Genomic DNA, 26811 nt, shown 5'->3' with positions numbered 1-26811 from the left:
CTCCCCCGCAGGCGGGAGTCTATCTTTGATCCGTGCGTGGCGTACGTCCCCGTGCGCCGCGCGAACTCGCACATGTGCAGGTCAGGCGGCTTTCCTCGCCTGAAAAGACCTCTTACTCAACAAACTCGTGATGGATGGCATAGACTCTTGCGTGTGTCTGATGCATCCTACGGATTCCGCTGGCACTGCGGCCATTGCAGAATCACCGGCCGATCGAGGCGACAAAAGTGACTGAATCTCGATCGGCAAAGATCGTAAACCACCAATTCGTCGTAGCTCCAATGAGTGAGAACCAGCCAGCGACCGTCGGGCGTCGCTACGACGTCCCCCACCGGCCACCAGGAAAACGCGGGATCGTCGAAAGCTCCCGATGTGCTGATGGTCTTGTCGCGGGTCATCGTTTCTACATTGAAGCGATAAAACTCCGACGGCGGCGTTGCGCCTTCGATGATTCTCCCCGGATTGGTGTAGTAGGCGTATCGCCCGATTGGATCAAGCGTTATCGCGCCGTAGCCCGGTAGAAATATGTCGCTGAAGACGATTTCACCTGCGGTCTGATCGTAAACCTCGAACGAGTGCCCCACATACCATGATGCAAAGTAGATTGCCAGCATACGATCATCTCGGAAGGGTACGATCTGTCTGGGACCCCTCGGGTACGGATTGTCAAGAAACGCCGTCTTCCTGACATCCGTGGTATCCGTGAGGCTGACCCGGTAGAGCGCCGGATACGGATCGTAGCCCTCCACATCTACGTTGCCTATCGCATAGAATGTCTCGTCGTCATGCGAGAAGACCCCCTTCGCGGTCCGACTGGTATCGCTGAACACCAGGCTGTGATCCGATGTCCGAACGATTTCAAGGTTGTCCCCGCAAAGAGCAAGGAGACGGCCATCGTTAGAGATCGCGACCCCGCCTGCGCAGCGTTTCTCGATGACGTCAACGACATGCGGAGTGTCGCTCAGTGCAACAATGTAGACGTCGTCCAGAGCACAGACATACAGCATGTCGCCATCGGGAGACAACTCGTAGTCCCACGTGATCTCAAAGGGCAGGACGACCGTGTCCAGACGGTTTTCGACCGGGTAATAGCGGCACAGACGATGGAGATCGTCACCATCGATGAAGTACACCGGGTAGTCCTTCTCGGTCCCCGGGCCCACCGGCGGATCATCCCGGCAACTCAACAGACTCAGACCAATCGTTACCACCAGCATCGCCAGTGCCGGCGCCGGTAACACTGTTTTCTTCATTCAGATTTCCTCCCGCCCGCGAGAAGGCACCTTGTGACGTCCGCTCAGTGCGCGCTCACGACTGAAGGGGACTTTCTGGTTATGCTGCAGAGTCGATTGGAGTCGGTCTATTCCCCCACGGATCTATACCTAATAGACCCAAGCGGAGGGGAAAGTGTCAAGTGGTTTCTGGTACCCTGCGCGCAGGCGGGAATCTATCTCTGATCCGTGCGCGGGCCACGTCCTCGCGTCTTGACCTCGCCACTGACGACACGGCGCAGGCGTGTCACTCCCGCGCAGGCGGGAGTCTATCTTTGATTTGTGCGTGACGTATGTCCCGTGCGCCACGGAACCCAGCCATTCAAACCGTCACCACATGACGCACCGCTGCGACATGTGATCCACTCCGCACACGCGAGAGAACAGAAAAATCATTGTACAAGCGTGGTTGCGTGAGCGTTACGGGGAAATAGGTTCGTTTTGTCATTTTATGGGGGCCCCCATTTTGGACTGTTCTTCTCCGATGCAGTCGTATTGCGTTGACTGAGAGACTCCTCCAGTGTCGCAGCCGGATGATCGTCGGTCGATTTTCGGTCGCATCGATTGCATTCTCATTGGCTCCATCGTCTACTAGAGGGGCCGCGCCGTTTTCTCCATCGAGGATGTAGTGAAAGTGCGGGGGGATTAGCTCAGCGGTTCGCGTGGCGCACGGGGACGTACGCCACGCACGAGGACGTACGCCACGCACGAGGGGAGTCGCCCATAGCTTGCTATGGGGTCCACGAATTGGAAAGAGTCCCTTGAAACCGTCCTCGACACAGGCGGACATGCCCTCCCGCCGTCGCAGGGCTGGGCTGCGCCGATGTCCGATTTTCTCCCCCCGCAGTTTCGCTACACCTTCGATGGTAAAAACTTCGCCATCCCTCTATGTAGAGAGCGCGCGGAGAGACTTCCTCTTCGCGCGCCGGGAAGAGAAGAGAAGTACTGGGAACCCTTAAATATGACAAAACAAAGCCATTTCACTGTAAGGCCAAGCAAACCACGCTTGTACGGCGAAAAAGTTGATCCGCGAACAGAGACCAGAAGGTCGCGAGGCTGGACCGACACTCCGTTATGTTACTTATCCCCAGCAGGTTGCGATATCAGTATGGATCATGCAAGAATCGCCTCGCGCCTGCCGATAATGCCGATAGAGGCCGGTTTTTAGGTCGTCGGTACGACTGCCCACAACGCATCCGGCCTTCGAAGGATAGTGCAGTATGAGCAAGGCAGATCTCGCACAATTGATGCGGGCCTTTTCTCCGGCGCCGGCATCAAAGAAAACCGATTCCAAACGGACGCCGCGCGACTTCGTGCTTGAGTGGCTCGCTCATCTGACGCCCAAAGATGCACCGCCGTCGTTCTCGTGGGGGGACTACCTTCAGGATTTCTTCACCGACATCGACCACGCCCCGGACTGGGCGCGAAAACACAAGATCCGTTTCGCCGTCACCCTCCGATCCCGCGCCGAGAAGTACCTTGTCGTGATCAAGGAGGCGCGCGACACGGAACAGGCCCCGATCTACATCGTCTCGGTCTCGGTGCCGCGTTCAAACGAAGAGATCCAGGCGCGAACCAAAATCCAGAAGACGTACGGTCCGGCCTCTGATACGGTGCCGAAACGTCCGGTCGATCCGTTGCAGACGATCTGGGTCGAGAGTTTCGATATGAACACTATCGCCGAAGTGCTGGCCAGGGCAGGTATGGCGGTCCTCCGCTGGGAGCTTCGCGCTGCGGACATGAAGCGTCCGGGAGAACCGGCCGGCGAGCCGAAACCGGAGATGTCAGCGGCGGTCCGGGCCGAGGATCACGTACTGGGGCCGGAGATTCACGGCTCCGTTTTGTCGCATCAGGCGCAAACCGCGCTTATCAACTCTCTGCCGGGGGATTTCCCGGAGCGCGGCCGGCACGACTCGCAGCAGTCGGAGCACAAAGATTCCGACGACCCCACACCCCCTCGCCCCGAATGACCCGGATCGTACCGGACCCTACCCGCCTGCTCGATGTCTTTGCGGGGCAAGCATCCTCTTGGGATCGAGCAGCCTATTGAGCTGCTCCCGGGACAGAAGTCCCTTTTCGAGAACGAGGTCGTACACGCCGCGATCGGTTGCGAGCGCCTCTTTCGCCACCTTCGTGGAGGTTTCGTATCCCAGCACCGGATTGAGCGCGGTTACCAGCCCGATCGAGTTCTCCACCATCGCCCGGCAGCGCTCCTCGTTGGCCGTGATACCGAGCACACAGCGGTGCCGCAGGGTCGCCATGCCGTTTTTGAGCATCTCGATCGACTCGAACAAAGACTGCGCGATAACCGGTTCCATCACGTTGAGCTCGAGCTGCCCGGCCTGGGCCGCCAGTGTGACCGTGAGGTCGTTGCCGATCACCTTGAAAGCGATCTGGTTGACGACTTCGGGGATGACCGGGTTGACTTTGCCGGGCATGATCGACGATCCGGGCTGCATGGCCGGCAGATTGATCTCGTTGATCCCGGCGCGCGGCCCCGATGACAGCAGGCGGAGATCGTTACAGATCTTGGACAGCTTGACGGCGAGGCGTTTGACGGCCGAGGAGTACATCACCAGCGCGCCGGTGTCCTGCGTGGCTTCGACGAGGTTCGGCGCCAGTTTGACGTCGAGCCGGGTTATCTGCCGAAGGTGCTCGATGACCTTTTCGCTGTAGTCGGGCTCGGCGTTGATTCCGGTGCCGATCGCGGTTCCGCCCATGTTGACTTCGAGAAAAAGCCGGGCGTTGTCGTTGAGGCGGTCGATTTCCTCGGTCAGCGTTGTCGCCCAGGCGTCGAAATTCTGGCCGAGCGTCATGGGCACGGCGTCCTGCAACTGGGTGCGGCCCATCTTGAGCACGTGGGCGAACTCGGTCGCTTTCTGCCGGAAAGCGTCGATCAACTCCCGAAGGTCGTCGACAAGCTCGCTGTTGCTGTTGATGAGGGCGATATTCAGCGCGGTCGGGTAGGCGTCGTTGGTCGACTGCGAGAGGTTGACGTGGTTGTTGGGGTGGCAGTAGTCGTACTCGCCCCGCTCGCGTCCGAGAATTTCGAGAGCGCGGTTGGCGATCACCTCGTTGGCGTTCATGTTGGTCGAGGTACCGGCGCCGCCCTGAATCATGTCGACCACGAAGTGCGTATGCCAGCGGCCGTCGAGCAGCTCCTGGCAGGCCTGCTCGACCGCGACCGCGATATCATCGGGGAGCAGTCCGAGTTCGTGGTTGGCGCGGGCAGCCGCCATCTTGACCATCGCCAGCGCCTCGATCAGCCGCGGGAAGTGGGCCAGCGAGATGCCGGTGATAGGGAAGTTTTCGATCGCCCGAAGCGTCTGGATACCGTAGTAGTACTCGTACGGCACGGCTCGCTCGCCTAGGAGGTCATGTTCGATCCGGGTGCGGCCGGAGACATACTGTGCGGCGGCGTCGACGACCATGGTGCTGGCCTGACGCATCCGTCGCGAAATCACCCGTGCCACGCGTGACAGGATATGCGAGGCCAGTCCCGGCTGCCGCTCGAGGAAGTCGAGGAAGCGGTCCCGGCTGATGGCCAAGATGGTGGCGTGATCGACCGCCCGCGCCGAGGCGGAGTGCGGGTAGTCGTCCATCAGCGCACCTTCGCCCAGGAAGTCGTATGAACCGAACAGGCTCAGTCGTTTTTCGGGTCCGAGGGGGCCGCGTTTGAACAGCTCGACCTGTCCGTCAAAAATCACCCACAGGTTTCGGCGCGGGCTGTTCTCTTCGAACAGCAGTTCGCCCGGCGCGAAGCGCAAGGTCTCTAGTTGATCGGTCAGCAGCTCCCGATCGCTGTCCGACAGGTCCTGAAACAACTCGATACGTTTCAGGAAGTCGGCGATAGTTCGTTTGTCCATCTCCAGCAACTCTCCGATTCGGTTTGTGCGCATAAGTATAGGAAGACGCAACGCGTTTGCCAAGCGTTTGTTACTCGGAGAGCGCGCTGAGAGGGGATCAGAAGATTTCGGCGAAGAAGTCTTTCATGGCCTGCCACGACCGGCGGTCCGCCGCTTCGTCGTAGGCTGCGCCCGCGGCGGGGTCGTTGCCGGCTTCTTTCTGCGTAAAGGCATGGACAGCTCCACCGTACATGGTCAGTACATAATCGACTCCGGCGTCTTCCATTTCCTTTTTGAACGCGAGGACTTCGTCGTCCGTGACATGCGGATCGACCGCGCCGTGGAGAACCAGGACTTTGGCGTTGATATTGTTGGCGTCGGCCGGATTCGGCGTGTTGAGCGATCCGTGGAAGCTGACGACGCCGTTGACCCTTGCGCCGGACCGAGCGAGTTCCAAAACGCCGCCACCGCCGAAGCAGTAGCCGATCGCCGCCAGGCGCGAGGTGTCAACCATCAGGGAGGTGCGAAGCTGCGCGAGTCCGGCGTTGAGATGTTTGCGGAACAGGGTGCGGTCGCCGCGGAATTTGCCGGCCTGCGCACCGGCTTCCTGGCTGTTGGCGGGACGGACGCCTTTGCCGTAGATGTCGAGCGCGAATGCGACATATCCCATCTCGGCAAGCATACGAGCGCGCATCTTCTCGTTATCGGTTACGCCCATCCACTGGTGTACAATCAGGACGCCGGGGCGGTGGGATGTGACGGACTTGTCGTAGGCAAGGTAGCCCTCGAACGGCTGTCCATCGATGGTATACTCGATGGTTTCGGTGTGAATATCGGTTTGCGCCATAAGGCCTCCGGCGGCCAGAATCATGATGAATGCCAGTACGTACTTCATGCGATCCTCCTTGAATTGCGTCGAAAATGGTCGGTGCAACAACCGTCGTGTGCGGCCGGTCGTCGGTTACTTGAACCGCCCGCAAGCCAAAAAGGTGCCGGGCATTCTGGCTGCAGGTGGCGTTGTGTGGTACAACGCGCGATGCCGGACGGGCCGCGATCGCTACAGGAGGATACGGGTGATTTCGCGGAAGACGTCGACGGAGCGAATGACACCCGCGACCTGGCCGTCGCGCAGAACCGGCAGCAGGCTGAGGTCGTGCGTGTTCATTTCGTAGACCACCTTGAACAGATGGTCGTGATAGTCCACGGTGTGTTCGATCGGCTGCATGACGTCCCCGACCGAGGTTTCCGCCTGTTTCAGCACCCCGGCGAGGATCTCTTCGTACGAAAGTCCTTCGAGTCGGTCAGCGTGCTCGGCGGAAAACATGCGCTTTCGGTCGTCGATCGGTCGTTCCCGGAGTATGGGTGGTTCGAGTCCACGCATGATGTCGCGTCTCCGGACTGTACCCATCAGTTGGTACTCTTCATCGAATACCAGTACGACGCGGGGAAGTGAGACACGTCCCTGCACTACCAGTTCAGACTTCTCCATTTCCACCATGGCTTGCCGAAGCGAAATCCAGTAGGGGATGTGGGGGTACTGATCCAGGGGGATCATCACATCGCCGGCGCGTATGTGTTTGATTCGTTCAGGCATCCGGAACGCCTCCTCAGGCACGGCTGCCCGGATGATCGCCATTCGGGTGCAGGAGACTTTCGACCGTCCGTTTGGGAATGCCGGTGTGCCGGGCAATATTGTCCGCGGAGCCGTGACGCCGGGCCATCCGGTGAAGCCATACTTGCTGGAAGTGGAGGGGCGCCGAGGCAAAGGCGTCCCGTTCGAAAGAGCCGTTCGACTCGCCGTCGCGGCGCGCCGCCTGCCAGCGCATAACGGCGTGGACGGCGGAGAGCAGCTGCTCCTTGCGAAACGGTTTGTTCAGGTACTCGTAGAGGCCGTAGCGTTTGGCTTCGGCCGCGTCATCGAGGGTGCCGAATGCGGTGATCAGGACGACCGCTTCGTGACGATTGTGTTCGTCGATCCAGCGGAGGATATCCAGTCCGTCCATGCCGGGCATCCGCAAGTCGCAGATGATCAGGTCAAACGTGCGGGATTCGAGCAGACCGGGAACTTCGAGAGAATTGGTGGTGGCGACCAGTTCGAAGCGCGTGCGCTCGCGAAGGATTCGTTCGAGCAGCATGAGCATGTGCGGCTCGTCGTCAACCGCGAGTATCGCCTGATTCATCGCTTCCGTCCTTTGATCCGTCCGCCGTCGCGACGATCGGCATGGAAACCGTAAAGGTCGTGCGGCCGGGCTGGTCCGGGAAGTCTTCGGGAGATCGGCTGGTGAACCGGATGTCCCCGCCGTATTTCTGCACTATCCCATAGGACAATGATAAGCCGAGTCCGGTCCCCTGCCCAACCCTTTTTGTCGTAAAAAACGGGTCAAAAATTCGTCCCTTGATGCGCTCGGGGATGCCGGCGCCGGTATCGCTGATGCGCACGTGTACCTGGCCGTCTTCGGCCCACGCCGCAATCGACAGGCGACCGCCGTCCCCGGCCATGGCAGCCATCGCGTTGTTAACGAGATTCAGAAGCACCTGTTGGTATTCGCGGGGATCGCCGACGATGTCGGGGAGCGCGGGACGTACTTCGTCCGCGACAATTTCGATCTTTCCCGAATCAAACGCGTGGCTGGTGATGCGGAGTACGGCATCAATCGCCGAATTGACATTGACCGAGTCTTTTTGTCCCTCGCTCACGCGGGCGAATCCCAGCATGTTTTCGACGATCTTCTTGGCATTGTTGGCGGTCTCTTCGATGATCGTGAGATCGGCCCGCTCGGGGCTGCCTTCGGGAAATCGTTCTTTGAGCAGGTCCGTGAAGCCGAGTATCACCGCAAGCGGATTGTTGAGTTCGTGTGCGACACCGGCCGCGAGTATGCCGATCGAAGCCAGTTTTTCCGTGCTGTAGAGCTGTTTATCAAGCTCCACTTTTTCCGTGACGTCTTTGAGGATTGCCGTGCTTCCGAGCGGGCGGCCACGGCTGTCCGTGATCAACGTCCGCGAGAGGTTGACGGTGATCCGTCGCTCATCCCTGGTAACGCGCTGTGTCTGGAAGTTTCTCAGGAAGCCATTCCGGTAGACGGTGTCGCGGATCATCGCCAGCTCCGCCTCGGCATCGATCTCCGGAGGAATCAGCTTGTGGAAACTCCGGCCGATCATCTCGTCGGCGGAGTAACCGAAAATCATTTCCGCTCCCCTGTTCCAGGCCTGCACGCGATTGTCGTTGTCGATGAAGATGATTGCGTCGACCGACGACTGCAGCACGGCGGAGAGGAACTCCGACTGCGTACCGATGCGCGTGCGGAGCTGTGTCGCCACGCGACGCTGCTGCCAGAATCCGAGCAGGACAAGCAGCACCGCCGCCGAAACCATGGCGACGTTGGCGAGGTGGCGTCGTGTTCGGTGTTCGCTGATGGCCCGGGTGGCCGGGTCGCTTGCGACCACCATCACGCTCCATGCTTCCGCCGGACCGCAGCCATAACAGGAGATCGGGGTTCGCGCGCCGCCCCACGCGGAGGAGATCGGGGTGAACACAGAAGCGGGGGCGTCTTCAGGTCGAAACAACACGGTCGAATCACGATCGACAAGATAGGCGTATCCGCTGCTGTCAGTCCCGCCGATACGGAGCACCGAACGGGCCATCCATGCAATGTCGATAATGCCGTAGACCCATTGTCGAGTCTGGCCCGCGCCCAATCGCTGAGCCCGCAGCAGATATCGGCGGTCGGTCGACGTATCCGCGGCGGTCGAGCCGGGAACGTAGCATGTGACCGTGGAGTCGGCGCCGGCGTGATCGAGGAGCTGGTACAACGGCACCATATCCGCATCGTGAATCCGCGCCGCTTTCGTGCTGACGACCGTTCGGCCGGTCGACTCCAACAGTCCCAGTTCGACCAGACCTTTGACCTGCCACTGTGCCAGCGCGTTTTCGAAGTCGCGGTTCAGATGCTGCGAATCGGCCGCCTCCGCTCCGGCTTCGCCGAGCATGCGGATTTCTCTAAAGAGGTCCCGCAGGCTTTCACCGACGTCTCCAGCCACCTGATCGGATACCATCTGCTGGTATCGCTGCGCGTACAGGTTGAACTGATCCCGCATCAGGATGTCTTCGGTGATCGAGACGTAGACGGCGAACACCAGGACCACCGTCAGGATGGTCACGGCGGCGAGCCAGAGATGCCGACGGGAGGAGGACACGCCGCTCGATCGCGCGGTGCTGTCCGGCGCGGTCGTCATGCGGTCGGTTCTCCCGGACCGATACCGAGCCGCTTGGCGAAATCTTCCATGTACCAGTTGGCGATCTCATCGGTCGACAGCGCCATATCGAGCTGCTTGGTCATGACCGTCAGTCGGCCCACGGCGTGCAGGATTTCGCCCATTCGCTCGCCGTCGAGGTGGTTGATGCCGGCCGACAGGAAGTCTCCCTTGCTCTGGTGGACGAATCCGATTCTGCCGAGGAGTCCGGAGATGACCTGCACGCGGCGAATGCGCCGAGGTAATGACGCACCACCCTGCTTGTGCTGGTAACGGACATAGTTTTTGTTCGGGTCGGCGGTGGAGAGCGCTTCGACGGTCGAAAAGTGGTATCCCATGCGGAGGCTCAATACCATATACTCGCGGCTGATGACGGCGAAGCTATTCTCGGAGTAACCGCTCTCGCGCCCCCGGATGCCCAGAACGGACGGAAACGATGCCTGATACCTTGGGCGGGCTTTGTGGGGCCAGCCTTCGGCTTTCAAGCCCGACCAGAACTGCTCCATCGGTTTGCACCCGATCTCCGTATCGGGCACTTCCTTGCGTGAGGGGGATGTCGGCAGTTCGCGATCGAGATAGATCATGTCTACCGTCAGCGGGACGTCGGTTTTGAGGCGGTGGAACACCTGCGTGGAATCTCCAACGCGGATTCCGCCGTAAAACATCTCTTCGATAGCCTTCTGGTGTACGTAGCGGGTGATGTCGTGCAGGGTGCGGCAGTTTTCCGGGGCGAACCCAGCGTCGGCCGGCTGCACCAGATGGAGCGGCGAGACGTGCACCAGCAGATCTTCGAGCAGGCGGAAGATATCCATATCGGCGAAGAGGTTGTAATCGGGCTGACGGGCTTCCACCAGCTCAGGATGCGAGCCGGCGTACACTACGCCTTCGGTCGCGTCAACCGTCACGACAGTGTTGCGGGGGAGTTCGGAGAGCCCGCTGATGCCGGCGATGGTGGGGATACGGTATTCCCGGGCGATCGTCGCCATGTGTGTCGCGGGGCCGCCGGCCTCGGCGATAATTGCGGCGATTCGACCCATGACGGTCACGAGGCCGGGGAACGGCTGGCGCGTGGCAAGAATGGCGCGGTTTGGGACTCGGGGCAGGTCATCGACCGATGACACCGGAAAGACGCAGCCGATCGCGGCGCCCGGGCACACAGTCACGCCGCCGGAGCGCAGCACCGTATAACCGGACACGTCGACCGGCCCCGACCGCGATTCCGCGCTGACGATCTTCAGAGGCCGTGCCTGCAGCAGGAACAGGCTGCCATCGCGATCGATCGCCCATTCGATATCCTGCGGCTTGCTGTAATGAGTCTCTATGATGACGCCATAGCGGGCCAGCTGGATGACAAGGCTGTCGGTCAGGGCCGGCTGCATTTGCTCCGATGGAGGAATCGGCTCCACCACCGTCCCGCCGCCGGGGGCCATGACAAGCCGCGTCGTTTTCGCGGCAATATGGCGGGATTCGATCTCCATCGTCGCGCGGTTGACATAAAACACGTCGGGATCGCACTGCCCGTCCACGAGCGATTTGCCGAGACCCCACACGGCGTGGACCTGCAGCTGGGTGCTCTCCGGATTCACCGGGTTGCGCGTATACAGCACGCCCGCCGCCCGCGCGTCCACCATCGTCACCATCCCCACCCCCATCGCCAGATCATCTTCAACCAGAGAATGAGACAGCAGGTAATAGATAGCTTTGGGCGTAAACTTGCTGGCGAGGATCTCGCGGTAGCATTCCAGCAGGCGATCGGGTTCGATATTGAGGAAGGTGGCGTATTGGCCGGCGAAGCTGAACCAGGAATCCTCGCCGAGCGCGCTTGATCGGAGGGCGAACTTCGCCGATGGGTTGCGTGCAGCCAGTTCCTCGTAGGCGTGTCGGATTGCATCGGCAAGATCGTCAGGCAGGGGGCATTCGCTGATCATCGACCGGATTTCACCGGACACGCGGACGAGATCGTCGTACTCGAGGAAGTTCACCGAGGCCAGTCGTTTGCTGATACGGTCGTTGAGGTTGTTGACCTGGCGGAAGTGCCGGCAGCTCCAGGCCGTGATTGCGAACCCGTCGGGTACGGGCAACTGCAGCCGGGACTTCATTTCGCCCAGCTGCGCGCATTTGCTGCCGACGCTGCAAGCCCGGTCGCGGCCGACCTCTTCGAGCGGCAACACGAACCGGTCGGTGCCGGTCGACCGGCACCAGGGCAGGGAGTCATCGATGCGGGCGCCGATTTCGGCAAAACGATCGCGCAGTATTTCGTAGCGGGGACCACCGAGTTCGATCATGATTTCGATGAGTCGGGTGACGCAATTTCGAATCTGGGCGACACTGGTTCGTATGTAGTTGAGGTCGAACAGGTATTCGCCCTGCGACTTTTCTTCCATGTCGCTGATAATCGACATCGCCTGATGGTGGCGTTCCAGTAACGCCAGGAAGGCGGCGAACTTGGAGCGAACCGATTCCAGGGCGTTGTCGTCTTTTCGCTTTGTGCTCTTGCGGGGATCGCGGAATCGAACCATGCAATGACACCCTCGTACCAACGCGACAGCAGAATGGGTCCGCCGTTGGGGAGCGGCCCGTCTCGGGTTCAATATAGGATTATGGATACCGGCTGGCAAGGACGGGCCACGGGCCGCCCGGCGGGGCAAAAGGTGGTCTGAAACAGGGGTTGTCAAAAGTCGGTCGGCCACGTACATTATCGGCCACGGCGTCGGGACTTCACAACCAATACCAGGCCGCCCGCGGCCCGAACCGAGGGCATGTGAGGCGGGCAGACGATATGCACCGACGCCACTGCCGCGAAAAAGGAATACACACTTCATGCTATCACTTATTGGCACCGACGGGGAACACTATTACACGTTCAAACTTTCACCGGGTCGCTTCCTGGTGGGGCGCAAATCCGACTGTGACATATGCGTGCCGAACGGCACGGTGTCGAGACGCCATGCCGAAGTCGAAGTCGACGCTGCAGGGAAACAGGTATTTGTGACCGATCTGGGCAGCCACAACGGAACGACGGTGAACCAGGTGCGGGTCAGCGCGCGCACGGAACTGAAAAGCGGCGACCAGATCGCTTTTGGCAGCACCGAGTTCAGGCTGTCCGACAGCGACCAGCCTTCGGCCGACCATACGCGGTCACACCGTGCGCAGTTGTCGGATTTCGATCCGGAGAAATCGGTTTTTCTGGACATCAACGAGGCCCTCAAGCCGCTTCCGCAGAAAGCGTCGGATAACCCCGAGTTGTTTCCCACCCTGTCGGAGATGGCGCGGATGCTGGTGCTTTCCGAGCCGCGAGAGGTAATGCTGGAGCGTGCCCTTGGGCTGGTCGGCCGGGTCGTGCCCGCGGACCGTCTGGCTATCCTGTTCACGTCCGAGGAAACCGGCGACGTTTATACGGCAGCCACGCTTTTACCGGGGGGAAAGGACCTCGGCTCGTTTACGTTGTCGCGGACCATCATCCAGCAGATTCTCGACGAGAAGTCGGCGATCCTGGTGGGCGATCCGACGGTGGATCCGCGCTACGCCGCGCAGCAGTCCATCATCCTGTCGGAGTTGAAGTCGGCCATGGCCGCGCCGTTGTTCGACGAGGGGCGTGTCCTCGGGGTGTTGTACGTCGACACCACCAACCCGATGCATCGATACAACAACGATTATCTCCGTCTGCTGGCAATGTTCGGCAATATTATCGCCTCCCGGCTGCTCAACTATGAACTGCTGGAGGAGCGCGAAGAAAAGCAGGTGATGGACGCGGAGCTGAATCGGGCAGCCGGAATCCAGCGTCGGCTGCTGCGGGTTGACAAGCCGGAACTGCCGGGGTTTTCGCTGCACGCGACCGTGGAGTCGTCGCGCTCGGTCGGCGGCGACATGTATGACTTCGCCCTGCTGCCGGACGGGCGGCTGCTGTTTCTCGTGGCCGACGTGTCCGGCAAAGGGATGGGTGCGGCGCTGCTGATGGCCAATATCCTGGCGTCGTTCCGCATCCTGTACGAGCAGAAGCCGTTCGACCTGCTGCGCACGGTGGAGCAGGTTTCGTATCAGTTGTACAAATTCAGCGATCCCGGCGATTTTGCCACCCTGTTTATCGGTATTCTTGATGCGGAGACCGGCGCCATGACCTACATTAACGCGGGCCACAATCCGCCGATGCTCGTTCGCAGCGACGGTACGCTGGAACTGCTGGAGGCGTCGGGGACCATGATCGGCGCGTTCAATTTTAATACGTGGCAGGAAGCGCAGGCGACGTTCCGCAGAGGGGACGTGCTGTTCGTCTTCTCCGACGGCGTGACGGAAGCCGAAGGTCCGGAGGGGCAGTACGGTGAAGAGCGGACCTCAAGGACATTGACCGGCGCGCGGCACGGCACGCCGGCGGAGATCACGGGTGAGCTGCGGCGGGATATCGAGCAGTTCATTCAGGGGGCGGCCCAGTCTGACGATGTGACCATGCTCGTAGTGAAAAAGGAATGACGATGCTAACACCCGGACAGCAATTCGCGCATTTCAGGATCGATCGCAAGATCGGCGAGGGCGGCATGGGAGCCGTGTTTCTTGCCGAAGACCAGAAGCTGGGACGTCAGGTGGCGCTGAAGATCCTGCTCGCGGAGTATTTCGACGATGCGGAGCGCCGGGAGCGCTTTTATCGCGAGGCAAGAACGGCCGCACAGGTGTCGCACCCGAATGTCATGGGGATCTACGATCTCGGGGTCGAGAAGGAGCCGGGCAGCAATCGCGACATGAACTACATAGTCATGGAGTATATCGCCGGACGGTCGTTGGCGTCGATTCTCCGGGAAGACAAACCGGACATGGCGACGATTCTTCGGTACGCATCGAAAATAGCCTCCGGCCTCGCCGCTGCCCATCAGAAGGGAATTGTCCACCGCGATATCAAAGCCGAGAACATCCTGGTCGATGAGAGCGGGGAGCCGAAAGTGCTGGATTTCGGTCTGGCCAAGCCGGTGACGCCGGTGCAGTTCGAGAAGGAGGGGGAGGACAGCACGCGCACGGTCAGTCAGGAGCTGACAAGGGCCGGCAAAATTCTGGGGACCGTGACCTACATGTCGCCGGAACAGGTGCGCGGCGAGAAAGTCGACAACCGTTCCGACATCTTCTCTTTCGGGATCCTGTTGTACCAGATGGCGACCGGCGAAATGCCGTTTGCCGGGAAGACGCAAGTATCGACGCTGGCGAAAATTCTCGAGTCGCAGCCGGAGCCGCCGCATCTGAAGAATGCGGATATCCCCGCCGAGCTCGAGCGTATTATCGCCAAGTGCCTGCAAAAAGATCCCGCCGACCGTTACCAGGACACCCGCGACCTCGTGGTCGACCTGCGGTCCCTTCGCCGCCAGTACGACTCCGGGGTGACTGAAACGGTGTCGGCGATCACCGACCGCATGCCTGCTGGCGGGCGGACGTTCAAGATCAACCTGACGTGGAAGCTCGTGATCGTCATCCTTGTCGGCATGGTAATCGTCAGTGGTCTGATCGAGCAGTGCCTGGACGTAGACGTCGAAACCCGCATGAGCGATCTTCCGGGCGGGGGCGAGATCGACAAAGCCCTGTCGCTCGCGGGCCGTCTCGCGCAGGGCGTCAACAGCCTGGCGATTCTCAGTTTCAGCAACAAGACCGGCGACCCGGAACTGGACTGGCTGCAGACGGGGCTGCCGGAAATCATGCTCACCGATCTGTCGCAAAGCGGCTCCATCAACATCATCAGCCGGGAGCGTGTTTTCGATCACCTTGGCGTTCGAAGCGACGAGCAGTACTCCCGGGAGGATTATGTCGATGCGGCCAAGGCGCTCGGCGCCGCCAAGCTGCTGTCGGGGTCATTCTTCAAAGTGGGCGATCAGATTCGGATCGATGCCCGGCTCGAGGATATTACCTCCGGCACGATTCTGCTGGGCGAAAAAGTCGTAGGGTCGGATCCGTTCGTTCTGGTGGATTCTCTCACCACGAAAATCGCGACCTCGCTGAACGTGGCGCAGGCGGACGCGCGCGATATCAGCGCCTCCAGTTTTGCCTCGTCACCCGAAGCCTATAAAGAATATCACAAGGGTGTCGAGTTGTTCGGTTTGTCGCAATGGGAAGAGGCGATCAAGCAGTTCGAGAAGGCGATCGAGATCGATTCCACCTTTGCGCTTCCATACATGCGTATCGGAATGGTCCACGTGTTCCAGGGACGGCAGCAGAAGGGGGTCGGTTACCTGAGCAAGGCGCTCGTGTACCAGGACAAGCTGCCCCGGCGGGAGCGCTCGCTGCTCGATATCTATGTGGACTTGTGGCAGCGCCAGCAGTACGAACCGGCGTACGACAAGATCAAGCGGTTTGTGGAGACCTATCCGGAGGACAAAGAGGGTCGGACGTTTTACGCGGTCGCGATCAGTGCGTTTGAGCGGGACACGGTCCAGGCATTCATTCAACTGGACACCGTGCTCATGATTGACCCCGAATATCCGTTCGCGCTGCAGCAGTACGCCGACCTCCGATCGCAGTACAACAATTTCGAGGGGGCCATTCCGTCGTACGAACGGCTGCTGGAGACCTCGCCGCAGACCGCCGACTACTATCAATCCCTCGGCACACTGTACTTTCGGCTGAACAGGTTCGACGATGCTATCGAGCTGTACCGGGAAGCAATGGAGCGGTTCCCCGACGATCCCGACCCGATCTCGTCGCTCGCGAATGCGTACGTGCAGAAGCGGGAGTTGGACAAGGCGGAGCAGCTTCTGGCCCGCATTCCGAAGGAGTTCGGCGACGACCCGTACGAGATGCGTCAGTACGACAACTCGATGGGCAACCTGTCTTTGTGGCGGGGGCGTTTCAAGGAAAATCTGGCCTGGCGGCACCGTGCCCTGGAGCACGCGCAGAAGACGGGTGACGAAAACCTGATATCGTCGAGTTACGGCGTCCTCAAGGGGTTTTTCGATCTCATGGGGCAGCGCGACAGCGCACACTACTATCTGCGGCAGGCGTACAAGGTCGCGGGCACGTTTCAGCGCATGAGTTACCCGATCGAGGTCGTGGCGATGGATCACAGTCAGGCGGAGGAAATGCGCGCCCTGTTCACTCGCGAAATCACGGACTTTCGCAACCGACTCCCGCAGCAAATGCATTCGCTGGCCGATGGTCTGGATTCGCTGTTCGAGGCGCACGCCGCCGCCGATACCGCCGCCGTGATCCGCGCGTACTACCTTATCAAGTCGTCGCAGCCGAACCAGACGGGAAATGACTATGCCATCGGGCAGATAATGGTGAAGACAGGGCGCTACAAGGAGGCCATTGACGTGCTCACGCCTCTCGTCGAGGGGACGGAACGCACGAACTCCGGGTTCACGTATCCCATGACGCACTATTATCTCGGCGTTGCGTCACAGGAGTTGGGCGATCGGACGACCGCAGTGGAGCATTTTCGCGAGATGCTTCGATTCTGGAGCAATCCCGACACAGAGCTGAAGGAAATCGCCGATGCGCGGGCCCGCCTTGCCCAACTGACAAGCTAGCGACCTCGGCGCAGGTATATGCACCCCGGCCCCGTGCGAGCCGGGGCGCGGCGCAGACGAGGCGCCTCGACAACCATGACCAGGATCACCATTCTATACATCGAAGCCGATGCCGTGGAGCGGGGCGTAACGTCGCGCCGCCTTCGGGCACGCGGCTTTCGGGTTATCACGGCGCCGTCGGGGGCCAGGGGGCTGGCGAAGTTCGACCCGGACGCAATCGCAGCGGTCCTGTGCGACTTGAACCTCCCTGACCGCAACGGCCTGGATGTGCTCGCCAGGATGAAGGAGCGGGGACCGGAGGTTCCGGTGATCGTCCTGACGGCTCACGGATCGGTGTCGCACGCGCGCGACGCAATCCGACGAGGCGCATACCATTTCATCCTCAAGCCTCTCGAAATCAACGACCTTGAAATTACGATCTATCAGGCGATCGAAGACGCCCGGCTGCATCGCGAACTGACTGATTATTCGCGTGATCTGGAGCGCCGGATTTCGGAACGGACGGAACGGCTGGAGTTCGCCAATCGGCAGCTGGCGGCGCTAAACAACGTTTCGAACCGATTCTCGCAGGTGTATCGTGAGGACGAGCTGCTCGATCTGATACCGGAGCTGATGACGTCCAGTCTCGATTTCGATCGGTCGATGCTGTTTCTCGTGGATGACGGGGCGCTGCGACTTCGGTCACTCTGCTGGCCGTTCGACCCGCCGGATCGTATCGAGCACTTCAAACGCAACGTTCTCGACGAACACATGCCTCGCCCGCCGCATGTGATGGAGAGTTATGCGGAGAACCGGACGGTGTTCATCGAGGACCTGAACGCGGATCCCCGCTGGCCGCGCGAGCCGAATCGCGTCATCCGCACCAAGGCGCTGGTCATAACGCCGGTTCGGGTGCACGGTACGCCGATCGGCGTCATCATCGGCAACATGCAATATCACGACCGGGCCATGGACGACCAGGATATAGCACGGGTCGAGATGTACGCCACGCTGGCCGGATCCGCGCTGGAAAATATCCGCGCCTATCAGACGCTCGAACAGGCGGTGGCGGAGCGTACGTCGGATCTGCAGCGTCTCAACCGCGAGCTGGAAGACCGCGCCGCGCACCTGGAGCAGCACCGCGCGCAGCTGGCGCAGACCAACGCCCGGCTGCAGGCGCTGATCGACACGTCGTTCAGCGCAATCGTCATGGTCGATCATCAGGGGACGGTCATCACCACCAATCTCGGGGTGACCGAGTTCTTCGGCATCGACGCCGCCGAATTGATCGGGCAGCCGGTGCGCACGTTTCACTGCCGGGCCGAGTCGCGGTTCGAGCATCGCGAGCACTATCGCGAGCTTATCATGCGGCTTGCCGATACGCCCGACGATCTCTCGCAGGAGGTGTTCGAGCCGGACACGCTGTACCAGCGCGCATTCACCCTGCTGGAACCGGTGCGCCGCGTCGTTTCCGTCTACAGCTTTTCGGTCACCGGACAGGATGCGACCGACCACGGCCGCGTGTGGGTGTACACGGACATCACACGTGCCAAGCAGGCCGACGAGCAGTTGCGAATCATCATCGACGCGTCGCCGGTACCGACCATCGTAAGCAGTATCGAAACGGGCCGGATCATATACGCCAACGATCATCTGGGCGCCCTGGTCGGTTTGTCGGCGCGAGAATTGATCGGACAGCGCTCACCGGACTTCTACGCCCGGCCTGAAGACCGCAGTCAGGTAATCGACATGCTCACTCGTGACGGCCGGGTGGAGAATTTGGAAGTCCAGCTGAAGCGTGTCGACGGGACCGTGTTCTGGTCGATGTTTTCACTTAACTCGACTGTGCTCGGAGGCGAGCCGGTCATCATCGGCGGCGTGTACGACATATCCCAGCGGAAACACGCGGAGCAGGCGCTGCAGGCCGAGCGCAATTTCGTCACCGCCGTGCTCGACACCGTGGGTGCGTTGGTTGTCGTGCTCGATCCGCAGGGACGAATTGTCCGCTTCAACCGGGCCGCCGAAGAGACGAGCGGTTACCGGTTTCATGAAGTCGAAGGCAAGAGTCTTATCGAGGTTGCCATTGCCGACGAAGACAAAGCGTATATCGACGACCTCTATCAGGCGATCATGTCGTCGACCGGGACGGTTCACGGCGAGAACGACTGGCTCACCCGCGACGGGGACCGCCGCCGGATCACGTGGCTCAATACGGCACTGCGCACTCCCGGCGGTGAAGTCGAGTATGTCGTAGCCACCGGAATCGACATCACGGAGCAAAAAGAGGCCCAGCGCAAGCTGCAGTTATACCGGGAGATTTTCGATCGTGCCAACGACTCGATTACCATTTTCGACCGGGATTTGAAGCTGGTTGAGCGCAACCCCGCACACCACATCGCCTCGGGCATCCCGGACCGGCAGGCGGTGGGGATGCATCTGGTCGAGGTGATTGGGCTGGAAAACGTCGATCGCATCGGCGCGGCGATCGAACAAGACGGTGCGTTTCGCGGAGAGATAATGATCGATCTGCCCCCCCGCGAGCCGTTTCCGCTCGATTTGTCGGTGTTCACGATCGAAGGGGAGGCCGGGGAGACGCTGTATTATGTGGGCATCGGCAGAGACATTACCGCAAGAAAGCGCGCCGAGGAAGCGCTGCAACGAGCCCACGACGAGCTGGAGCTTCGGGTGGAGCAGCGCACGGCCGAACTGGCCCGTGTCAATCGTGATCTGGCGGAGAGCGAGTCGCAGAATCGGGCCCTGCTGGAGACGATTCCGGATTTGATGTTCCGGCTGCGGCGCGATGGCATCTACCTGGATTACAAAGCTCCCAAGGGGAGCCCGCTGCAGGTGCCGCGCGAACAGATCGTCGGCGGCCACGTGCGTGACTTTCTTCCAGCCGGGCTCGCCGAGCGGACCATGGAAGCGATCGACCGTGCCTTGTCGACCGGACAGATGCAGCGGCTGGAATACGAACTGCCGCACGAAGGCAGGCAGCACCACTTTGAGGCGCGCCTTGTCGTGTCGGGCGACGATGCGGTGCTCGCAATCGTGCGCGATATCACCGAACAGCGGCGGGCCGAGGAGGCCCTGCAGCGGGCGCATGACGAACTCGAGGAGCGCGTGCAGCAGCGCACGGCTCAACTGGCGCGACTGAACCAGGCGCTTTCCGACGAAGTGCGAGACCGCCGGCAGGCGCAGGAAGAACTCGGCGCCCGGCTTCGCTACGAGGAAGGCCTGGCGGCGTGTTCGCGGGCGCTGCTTTCCGAGCGAGGTCGAGGCGACTCTCTCGATGAGGCGATTCGCTATCTCATGGAGGCGGCCGTGGTGGGCCGCGCTCACGTGTTCGAGAATGAACGCGACGAGCAGGGCCGCTTGTTCATGCGGCTGGAGCACGACGCGTGCGCGAGCGGCCTGCAGCCGTGGGGAGCGCAGCACGAGGCGTGGCGCTATCCCTATGAATCGGGGTTGTTCCGCTGGGCCGATGAACTCGGCAGCGGAAGACCGGTAGCCGGTCCGGTCGCCTCGTTACCCGAGTCCGAAGCCGGCCTGCTGCGTCGGGAGGGAATCAAATCGATTCTGCTGGTGCCGATCATGGTCGACGGATCGTGGTACGGTTATATCGGGTTCGACGATCTGGTGCAGGAACGCGAGTGGAGCCAGGAGGATGTTCGGTCGCTCACCACCGGCGCGGAAATGATCGGCATCTACCTGGAGCGTCGTCGGGTCGCTGAGGCGCTTCGGAGAAGCGAAGAACGGTTTCGTCGCCTGGTCGAAAACGCCGCGGACATCATCTTCTCGGTGGATGCCGAGGGCCGGATCACGTATTTGTCGCCGAATTTCACCACGGCCACCGGGTATGCGGTCGAGGAATTTCTCGGCACGAGTCTGCAGACGGTGCTTCACGAACGCGATTTCCCGCGCTTCAGCGAGGAATTTCGGGAGCCGTACCTCTCCGGCCGAACGCCCTCGGAAGTCGAAGTGCGGGTGCGGCACAAGGACGGATCGACGCGCTGGTTGTCCGCGCACGGCAATCCGCTCCGGGACGGGCAGGGTAATGTAATCGACGTGATCGGGGTGGCGCATGATGTTACGGAATTGCGCCGCCTGCTGCAGGATCTCGAACGGGCCAACCGCGAGATTCGCGACACGCAGACGCAACTCGTGCAGTCGGAGAAGATGGCGTCGCTGGGTATGCTTGTCGCCGGGATTGCCCACGAAATCAACACGCCGATCGGGGCCATGTCCAGCATGCATGACACGCTGGTCCGCGCGGTGGACAAGCTCAAGAAGAGCCTGGACGTGTCAAGCGCCGATCATGCCGGCAGCCGGACGATTGTCTCCGCGCTGGCTGCGATAGACGACGCCAATCGTGTGATAGCCAACGGGGCCGAGCGGGTGACGACGATCGTCAAACGGCTGCGTAGTTTCGCCCGGTTGGACGAAGCTGAACTCAAGCGCGCGGATATCCACGAGGGTATCGAGGATACGCTGACGCTGATTCATCACGAGATCAAGCACCATATTGCGATTGTGCGCAACTACGGTCCTCTGCCGCCTTTCAACCACTATCCCGGGCGAATGAATCAGGTGTTCCTGAACCTGTTGAACAACGCTCGTCAGGCCATTATCGGGGACGGTACAATAACGATCTCGACGCATGCCGAAGGCGATACTGCGGTTATCGAGATAGCGGACACCGGCGCCGGTATCCAGCCCGAACACCTCCGCCGGATTTTCGACCCGGGGTTCACCACCAAAGGGGTGGGCGTGGGGACCGGGCTGGGACTGTCGATCTGTTATCAGATAATCAGGGACCATCGAGGGACGATCACCGCCGCAAGCGAGCCGCGAAAGGGGACGACCTTTACGATCAGGTTGCCCATGACGCTTGATGATCATATTATGTCGAAAAGTGAGCGTGGATGATGGATGCCGCCCACGGCAACAAGCCGCCCCGCAACGGCGGAATACGCATGGCGCTGATGCTGGCAGCCGTATGGTTATTGTCGGCGGGCGGCGCCGGTGCAGAGGTTCTCGACGGATCGACACGAATTGAACAGGCCGGTTTTGTCGGTCCGGATCGCATTTGCGATCTATCCGGGGCGTGGCGATACCATGCGGGTGACAATGCCGTATGGGCGAGCCCGGATCATGACGACCGTTCGTGGGCCCGCGTAAGCACTGCGCTCGCCCGCGAAATTGTCAGCGATTCGCTCTGGCCGGGTATCGGCTGGTTTCGTCTCCATCTGGAAGTGGATTCTGCGCTGGTCGGCGTGCCGCTGGGCCTGATGCTGCAGCAGGCGGGTGCGGCCGATATCTACCTGAACGGCAAGCTGCTGTTTCGATTCGGGACCGTGGGCGCAACGCAGTTCACCGAAGTTAACGACATTCGCACGTGGTCTCAGCCGCACACGTTTTCGTTCGACCGGCCGGGCGACAACGTCCTTGCGGTACGCTACTCGAATCATCGCTGGTACCAGATGGTCATCTGGGGGGGCGCGGCCGGGTTCCTCGTTCAGATAGGGGAGGCCGACGGCATGATCGGCGGTTACGCGTCCCGTTTGTTGTCGGGCGGGCGACACCAGGCGTTTTTCGTGGCGTTCGCGCTGGCCCTGGCGCTGGTACACCTCCTGCTGTATCTGGCTCACCGTCCGTCGAGGCAAAACCTCTTTTATGCGCTGTTGGCTGTCAGCCTTGCGGGAATATGTTACTTCCCGTCGCAGTTGACGCTGCTGTCCGGATATATGCCGTTCGCCGTGCATATGCTTGCATTCAAAATATCCCTGCTGATGAGTGCGGTTGCTGGTCCGCTGCTGCTCTACGCGGTCTTCTACCTGCAGATGCCTCGATTCGCGACGGCCGTGGCCGTAGTGGGTGTGGCCTTGATGGCCGTCGCATGGTGGCTGCCGCTGGAGTGGGTGTACGCGCTTACGTTTGCGGGACTCGGCGAGTCGCTTCGGGTGGTGGTACTGGCCATCCTTCGCCGAAGACCGTTCGCCTGGCTGATAGGTGTCGGCTATATACTGTTTGTCGCGGCCGCCGCGTACCAGATGCTGCCGGAATTACCCGTGTTTATGCCGTACATCCGGTCGTCTGATTATCCCTTCTACATGTGGGGTATACTTGCTCTGCTGGTTTCGATGTCCACTTACCTCGTTCGGGCCGCCGTTGTCGAACGCGATAATCTCTCTTGTAAGCTTCAGGAGTTGGAGGAGAAGTCGGCCGCGGCCATAGAACAGCGATGCCGGGCGCAGAAAGTGGAACTGGAAGAGAAACTTGCCGAGACGGAACAGAAGCACCGGCAACGCGAGCTGGACCGGCAGCGCGCTTTAGAGAACGCGCATGAAGAGCTGGCCCGAATCGAGAAGACGCTTCGCGACACGCAGGCGCAGCTGGTGCAGTCGGAGAAGCTGGCGTCGCTCGGGTCGCTGGTCGCGGGGATCGCGCACGAACTCAATACCCCGATCGGTGCCGTCAACAGCATGCACCACACGCTCATGCGGGCGTTCGCCAATATCCGCGAGGCGCTCGCGCCCGTGAACCGAAAAAAGCCGGAAAGCGAAACCGTTTTACAGCGCAACTTTGAAGCTATCGACAACGCCATCCGCGTGATCGGCAGCGGCACCGAGCGGGTCACCGATATCGTGCGGCGGCTGCGCAATTTCGCCCGGCTCGACGACGCCGATCTGAAGACCGTCGACATACACGAAGGGCTCGAAGACACCCTTACCCTGATACACCATGAGATTAAACACCATGTCACGATCGTGCGGCAATTCGGCGATCTTCCCCACATCGCCTGCTATCCGGCGCAACTGAACCAGGTCTTTCTGAATCTGCTGAACAACGCACGGCAGGCGATTGTCGGTGACGGAACAATCACGATCAGGACGGAGTCCCTCGGGGACAAGATTCGAATCGCCATTGCAGACACGGGGACCGGTATCAAGCCGGAACATTTGTCGCGGATTTTCGAGCCGGGGTTTACGACCAAAGGAGTCGGCATCGGTACGGGACTCGGCCTGTCCATCTGCCGCTCCATCATTGAAAAGCACCACGGGACGATGGAAGTCCACAGCGAAATCGGTCGGGGCACGACTTTCACGATCACCCTGCCGACCGATCTCGATACGAGGATAGGCTGACCTTAAACGGAGAGACGCGCCCAGCGGCAGGTCTGTTATGAAACGGTTCCTTCGGTCATTCGCCGATATACGTCGCGGTGAGATCGGGATCAGCATGCTTATGCTGGCGAATATCATCGCCATCATGGTCACATACTACTTTTTGAAGCCGGCGCGTGACTCGCTGTTTCTGACCAAGGTGGACGTCGAACGACTTCCCTGGGTGTTTATCCTGACGGCGCTGGTGTCGGCGCCGGTTGTGTCGATGTACTCGCGCGCCGGACGGCGGCTGAAGCTGCATCAGCTCATCAACGCAACGCTGCTGCTGATTATCGGCTTTTTGGTCTTTTTCTACTTTTTCATCAAGCTGCCGTATCCGTGGGTTCCGTACGCGTTTTATGTCTGGGTATCGATATACGGCGCCCTGACTACATCGCAAGTCTGGCTTCTTGCCAACGGTGTGTTTACCGCATCGCAGGCCAAGCGAATATTCCCCGTGCTCGGCCTGGGCGCCATAGTCGGCGCATGGCTGGGCGGTGAACTGACCAGCCTGCTGCTGCACCAGTTCAAGCAGCTCGATCTGGGACTGGAGAACCTGTTACTGTTCTGTGCCGGTTTTCTGCTGGTCAGTATCCTGCTCACGAACATAGTTCATGGTCGTCGTCGCGCCGAGCTCGAAGAGCAATCTCGGCCGTCGCGCGACAGCGAACGCCGGGAAAGCATGCTCGATCTCTATCGAGAGATTGCGCGCTCGCGGCATCTGCTCCTGATGGTCGGCATTATATCGATTGCCATGATCGTCGCATCAATCGTGGACTGGCAATTCAAGGCTATCGCGAAAATGTCGTTCGACTCCCCGCAGGAACTGGGGGCGTTTTTCGGGACCTTCTACGGCCGGTTGTCGCTGGTGTCGCTGTTGCTGCAATTGTTTTTCAGCTACGGGATACTCCGGCGGCTGGGCGTCGGCGGAATCATACTCTTTCTGCCGGTGGGCTTACTGATTGGGTCGACGGCCATGCTTTTGTCGGCGGGACTGACGGCGGCCGTCATGCTCCGGGGCGCCGACGGCTCGCTGCGCTATTCGCTCGACAAGACCGGACGGGAACTGCTCTTTTTGCCGATCCCGCTCGACGTCAAGAAAAAGACCAAGGTGTTCATCGACGTGTTGGTCGACCGGTGGTTCCGGGGCGTCGCGGGTGCACTGCTGCTGTTTCTCATCTGGCTGTTCGGGTTCAAGGGGGCGGACCCCGCGACTGAAATGTGGAAGTTCAGCCTGGTGGTGGCGGGGCTGCTTGTCGTGTGGATCGGCATGTCGCTGCTGATGCGTCGGGAGTACGTCAACACCTTCCGTTCGGCGCTGCAGCGCAGGGCGATCGACCCTGGAGAGATTCGTATCAACATCGCCGAAGCCTCGACCATGCGGGCGCTGTTGTCGTCGCTGTCGTCGCACAACGACAGAGAGATTTCGTACGCGCTGGACATGCTGGCGTCGGTTCGAGACAAATCGCTGGTGCAACACGTCCTGCCGCTTGTCCAGCATCGTGACGCCGAAGTCCGCTTCCGCGCCCTGAAGGTGCTGCAGCTGAACGGCGATGCGTCGCTGATCGTACCGATCAAGCCGGCGATTGTCGACAGCGATCCGCTGGTTCGACGTGAGGCGTTTCATATCCTTTACCTGTTTGACCGGGATCGGCAGGGACTCGTGCGCGACTACCTCGGGCACGAGGACCCGCACCTGCAGTGTACGGCCCTCACCTGTGTCGCGGAATACGGGACGGCCGGGGAAAAGGAACTGATCACCCCCGGGCTGATCGGCAGTCTGCTTGCCCGGGAGCGTGAACCGGTGGAGATCAGGCTGCAGGTGGCCCGGTCGCTCGGAGCGCTCGGCCACATGCGCTTTCGCGGGTACGTGCAGCAGCTGCTTGGCGATGAATCCCCCGCGGTCCGGTGCGAGGCCCTCGCCGCGGTCGGTCGAATGCGCGACCGCGAACTGGTGTCTCATTTGATCGGCCAACTGGCCGTGCAGCCGATGCGCGCGACTGCCCGCGCGGCGCTGGTCAACTACGGTTCCGCAATCCTCGGCACATTGTACGATTACCTTGTAGACCCCACCGTGGATTTTGCGGTCAGGCGACACATACCCCGGGTGATCGCGGGTATTTCGGAACAGGAGTCGGTCGACGGGCTTACCGCGGCGATGAGAAAAGTCGGCCCACGGATGAAGTACTATGTCGTCAAGGGCCTGAACCATTTGCGCGTCAAAAGTCCCCACCTGGCGTTCGACACGAGGGCGGTTGATGACGCCCTGCTCGACGAGACAAGGTCGTACTATGAGATACTGCAGGTGCTGCGATGCAACGACGGTGAGCCGGACACGCCCGCCAGTGCCCTGTTGAAGCGCGCACTCGTCGAGAAGCAGGACGCCAATCTCGAACGGATCTTTCGCCTGCTCGGGCTGGAGTACCCGCCGAATGATATCTACAGCGCGTACCTCGGCATCGTCAGCCGGAAGAAAGCTCTTCGAGCCAGTGCCGTCGAATTTCTTGACAATCTTCTGCGGACAGACCTCAAGCGCATGCTGTTGCCGATTGTCGACGAGGATTCGGTCGATTCGATTATTCGACGCGGGCGCGAGGTCACGGGCACAGTGATTACGACACGCGATGAGGCTATGGAATATCTGATTGAAGGACAGGACACGTGGCTTCGCGCCTGCGCGATATATGCGGCGGGGCCGAACGTCGCTCAGCCGGTTCAAGACAAGATCAACGCCGCCTGCGACGACACCGACCCGGTCGTAAAGCAGACCGCCCTCCTGGTGAGCAGGCAGTGAACCTGCAGA

General features: G+C 60.7%; 13 protein-coding genes. 6 read left to right on the top strand and 7 right to left on the bottom strand.

What is annotated here, in order from left to right; all coding sequences use genetic code 11:
- Positions 1-167 precede the first annotated feature (167 nt).
- Positions 168-1253, bottom strand: coding sequence for a hypothetical protein (locus tag RBT76_02565; protein ID MDX9856653.1), 1086 nt, complete (start codon positions 1251-1253; stop codon positions 168-170).
- A 1238-nt stretch (positions 1254-2491) separates the two neighbouring features.
- Here RBT76_02565 and RBT76_02560 point away from each other — a divergent pair.
- A complete protein-coding gene (locus RBT76_02560; protein ID MDX9856652.1) occupies positions 2492-3241 on the top strand; it encodes a hypothetical protein in 750 nt (249 codons plus the stop codon).
- 18 nt (positions 3242-3259) lie between these two features.
- On the opposite strand, the gene aspA is transcribed toward RBT76_02560, so the two are convergent.
- The 6 genes from aspA to RBT76_02530 all read right to left on the bottom strand — a co-directional run bounded on the left by aspA (position 3260) and on the right by RBT76_02530 (position 11886).
- Positions 3260-5137 carry an aspartate ammonia-lyase gene (gene aspA / locus RBT76_02555; GenBank protein ID MDX9856651.1) on the bottom strand — a complete coding sequence of 626 codons (1878 nt, stop codon included), beginning with the start codon at positions 5135-5137 and terminating at the stop codon, positions 3260-3262.
- A gap of 97 nt (positions 5138-5234) precedes the next feature.
- A complete protein-coding gene (locus RBT76_02550) occupies positions 5235-6011 on the bottom strand; it encodes a dienelactone hydrolase family protein (protein ID MDX9856650.1) in 777 nt (258 codons plus the stop codon).
- Positions 6012-6173: 162 nt separating this feature from the next.
- Positions 6174-6710, bottom strand: a complete 537-nt coding sequence (locus RBT76_02545; GenBank protein MDX9856649.1) for a CBS domain-containing protein — start codon at positions 6708-6710, stop codon at positions 6174-6176.
- Positions 6711-6723: 13 nt separating this feature from the next.
- Complete coding sequence (locus RBT76_02540; protein MDX9856648.1) at positions 6724-7296, bottom strand: response regulator; 573 nt, start codon at positions 7294-7296, stop codon at positions 6724-6726.
- Positions 7271-9349, bottom strand: a complete 2079-nt coding sequence (locus tag RBT76_02535) for a PAS domain S-box protein (GenBank protein MDX9856647.1) — start codon at positions 9347-9349, stop codon at positions 7271-7273. The genes RBT76_02540 and RBT76_02535 overlap by 26 nt, the downstream gene beginning before the upstream one ends.
- A complete protein-coding gene (locus RBT76_02530; protein MDX9856646.1) occupies positions 9346-11886 on the bottom strand; it encodes a PEP/pyruvate-binding domain-containing protein in 2541 nt (846 codons plus the stop codon). Before RBT76_02530 ends, RBT76_02535 begins: the two co-directional genes overlap by 4 nt.
- A 301-nt stretch (positions 11887-12187) precedes the next feature.
- Here RBT76_02530 and RBT76_02525 point away from each other — a divergent pair, with 301 nt between their 5' ends.
- The 5 genes from RBT76_02525 to RBT76_02505 all read left to right on the top strand — a co-directional run bounded on the left by RBT76_02525 (position 12188) and on the right by RBT76_02505 (position 26802).
- Positions 12188-13834, top strand: coding sequence for a SpoIIE family protein phosphatase (locus RBT76_02525; protein MDX9856645.1), 1647 nt, complete (start codon positions 12188-12190; stop codon positions 13832-13834).
- Positions 13835-13836: 2 nt separating this feature from the next.
- Positions 13837-16866: a protein kinase gene (locus RBT76_02520; protein MDX9856644.1), complete on the top strand. Its 3030-nt coding sequence runs from the start codon at positions 13837-13839 to the stop codon at positions 16864-16866.
- Positions 16867-16941: 75 nt separating this feature from the next.
- Complete coding sequence (locus tag RBT76_02515) at positions 16942-21771, top strand: PAS domain S-box protein (protein ID MDX9856643.1); 4830 nt, start codon at positions 16942-16944, stop codon at positions 21769-21771.
- Positions 21768-23990, top strand: a complete 2223-nt coding sequence (locus RBT76_02510) for an ATP-binding protein (GenBank protein MDX9856642.1) — start codon at positions 21768-21770, stop codon at positions 23988-23990. Before RBT76_02515 ends, RBT76_02510 begins: the two co-directional genes overlap by 4 nt.
- Positions 23991-24027: 37 nt before the next feature.
- The gene (locus RBT76_02505; GenBank protein MDX9856641.1) at positions 24028-26802 is read left to right on the top strand and encodes an Npt1/Npt2 family nucleotide transporter; all 2775 of its coding nucleotides are present in this window, start codon (positions 24028-24030) and stop codon (positions 26800-26802) included.
- Positions 26803-26811 lie beyond the last annotated feature (9 nt).

The sequence above is a fragment of the Candidatus Zixiibacteriota bacterium genome, from assembly GCA_034003725.1.
In the GTDB taxonomy this organism is placed as follows: domain Bacteria; phylum Zixibacteria; class MSB-5A5; order GN15; family FEB-12; genus WJMS01.
The sequence above is the reverse complement of the archived record's forward strand: the minus strand, read 5'-3'. Positions and strand labels throughout refer to the sequence as shown.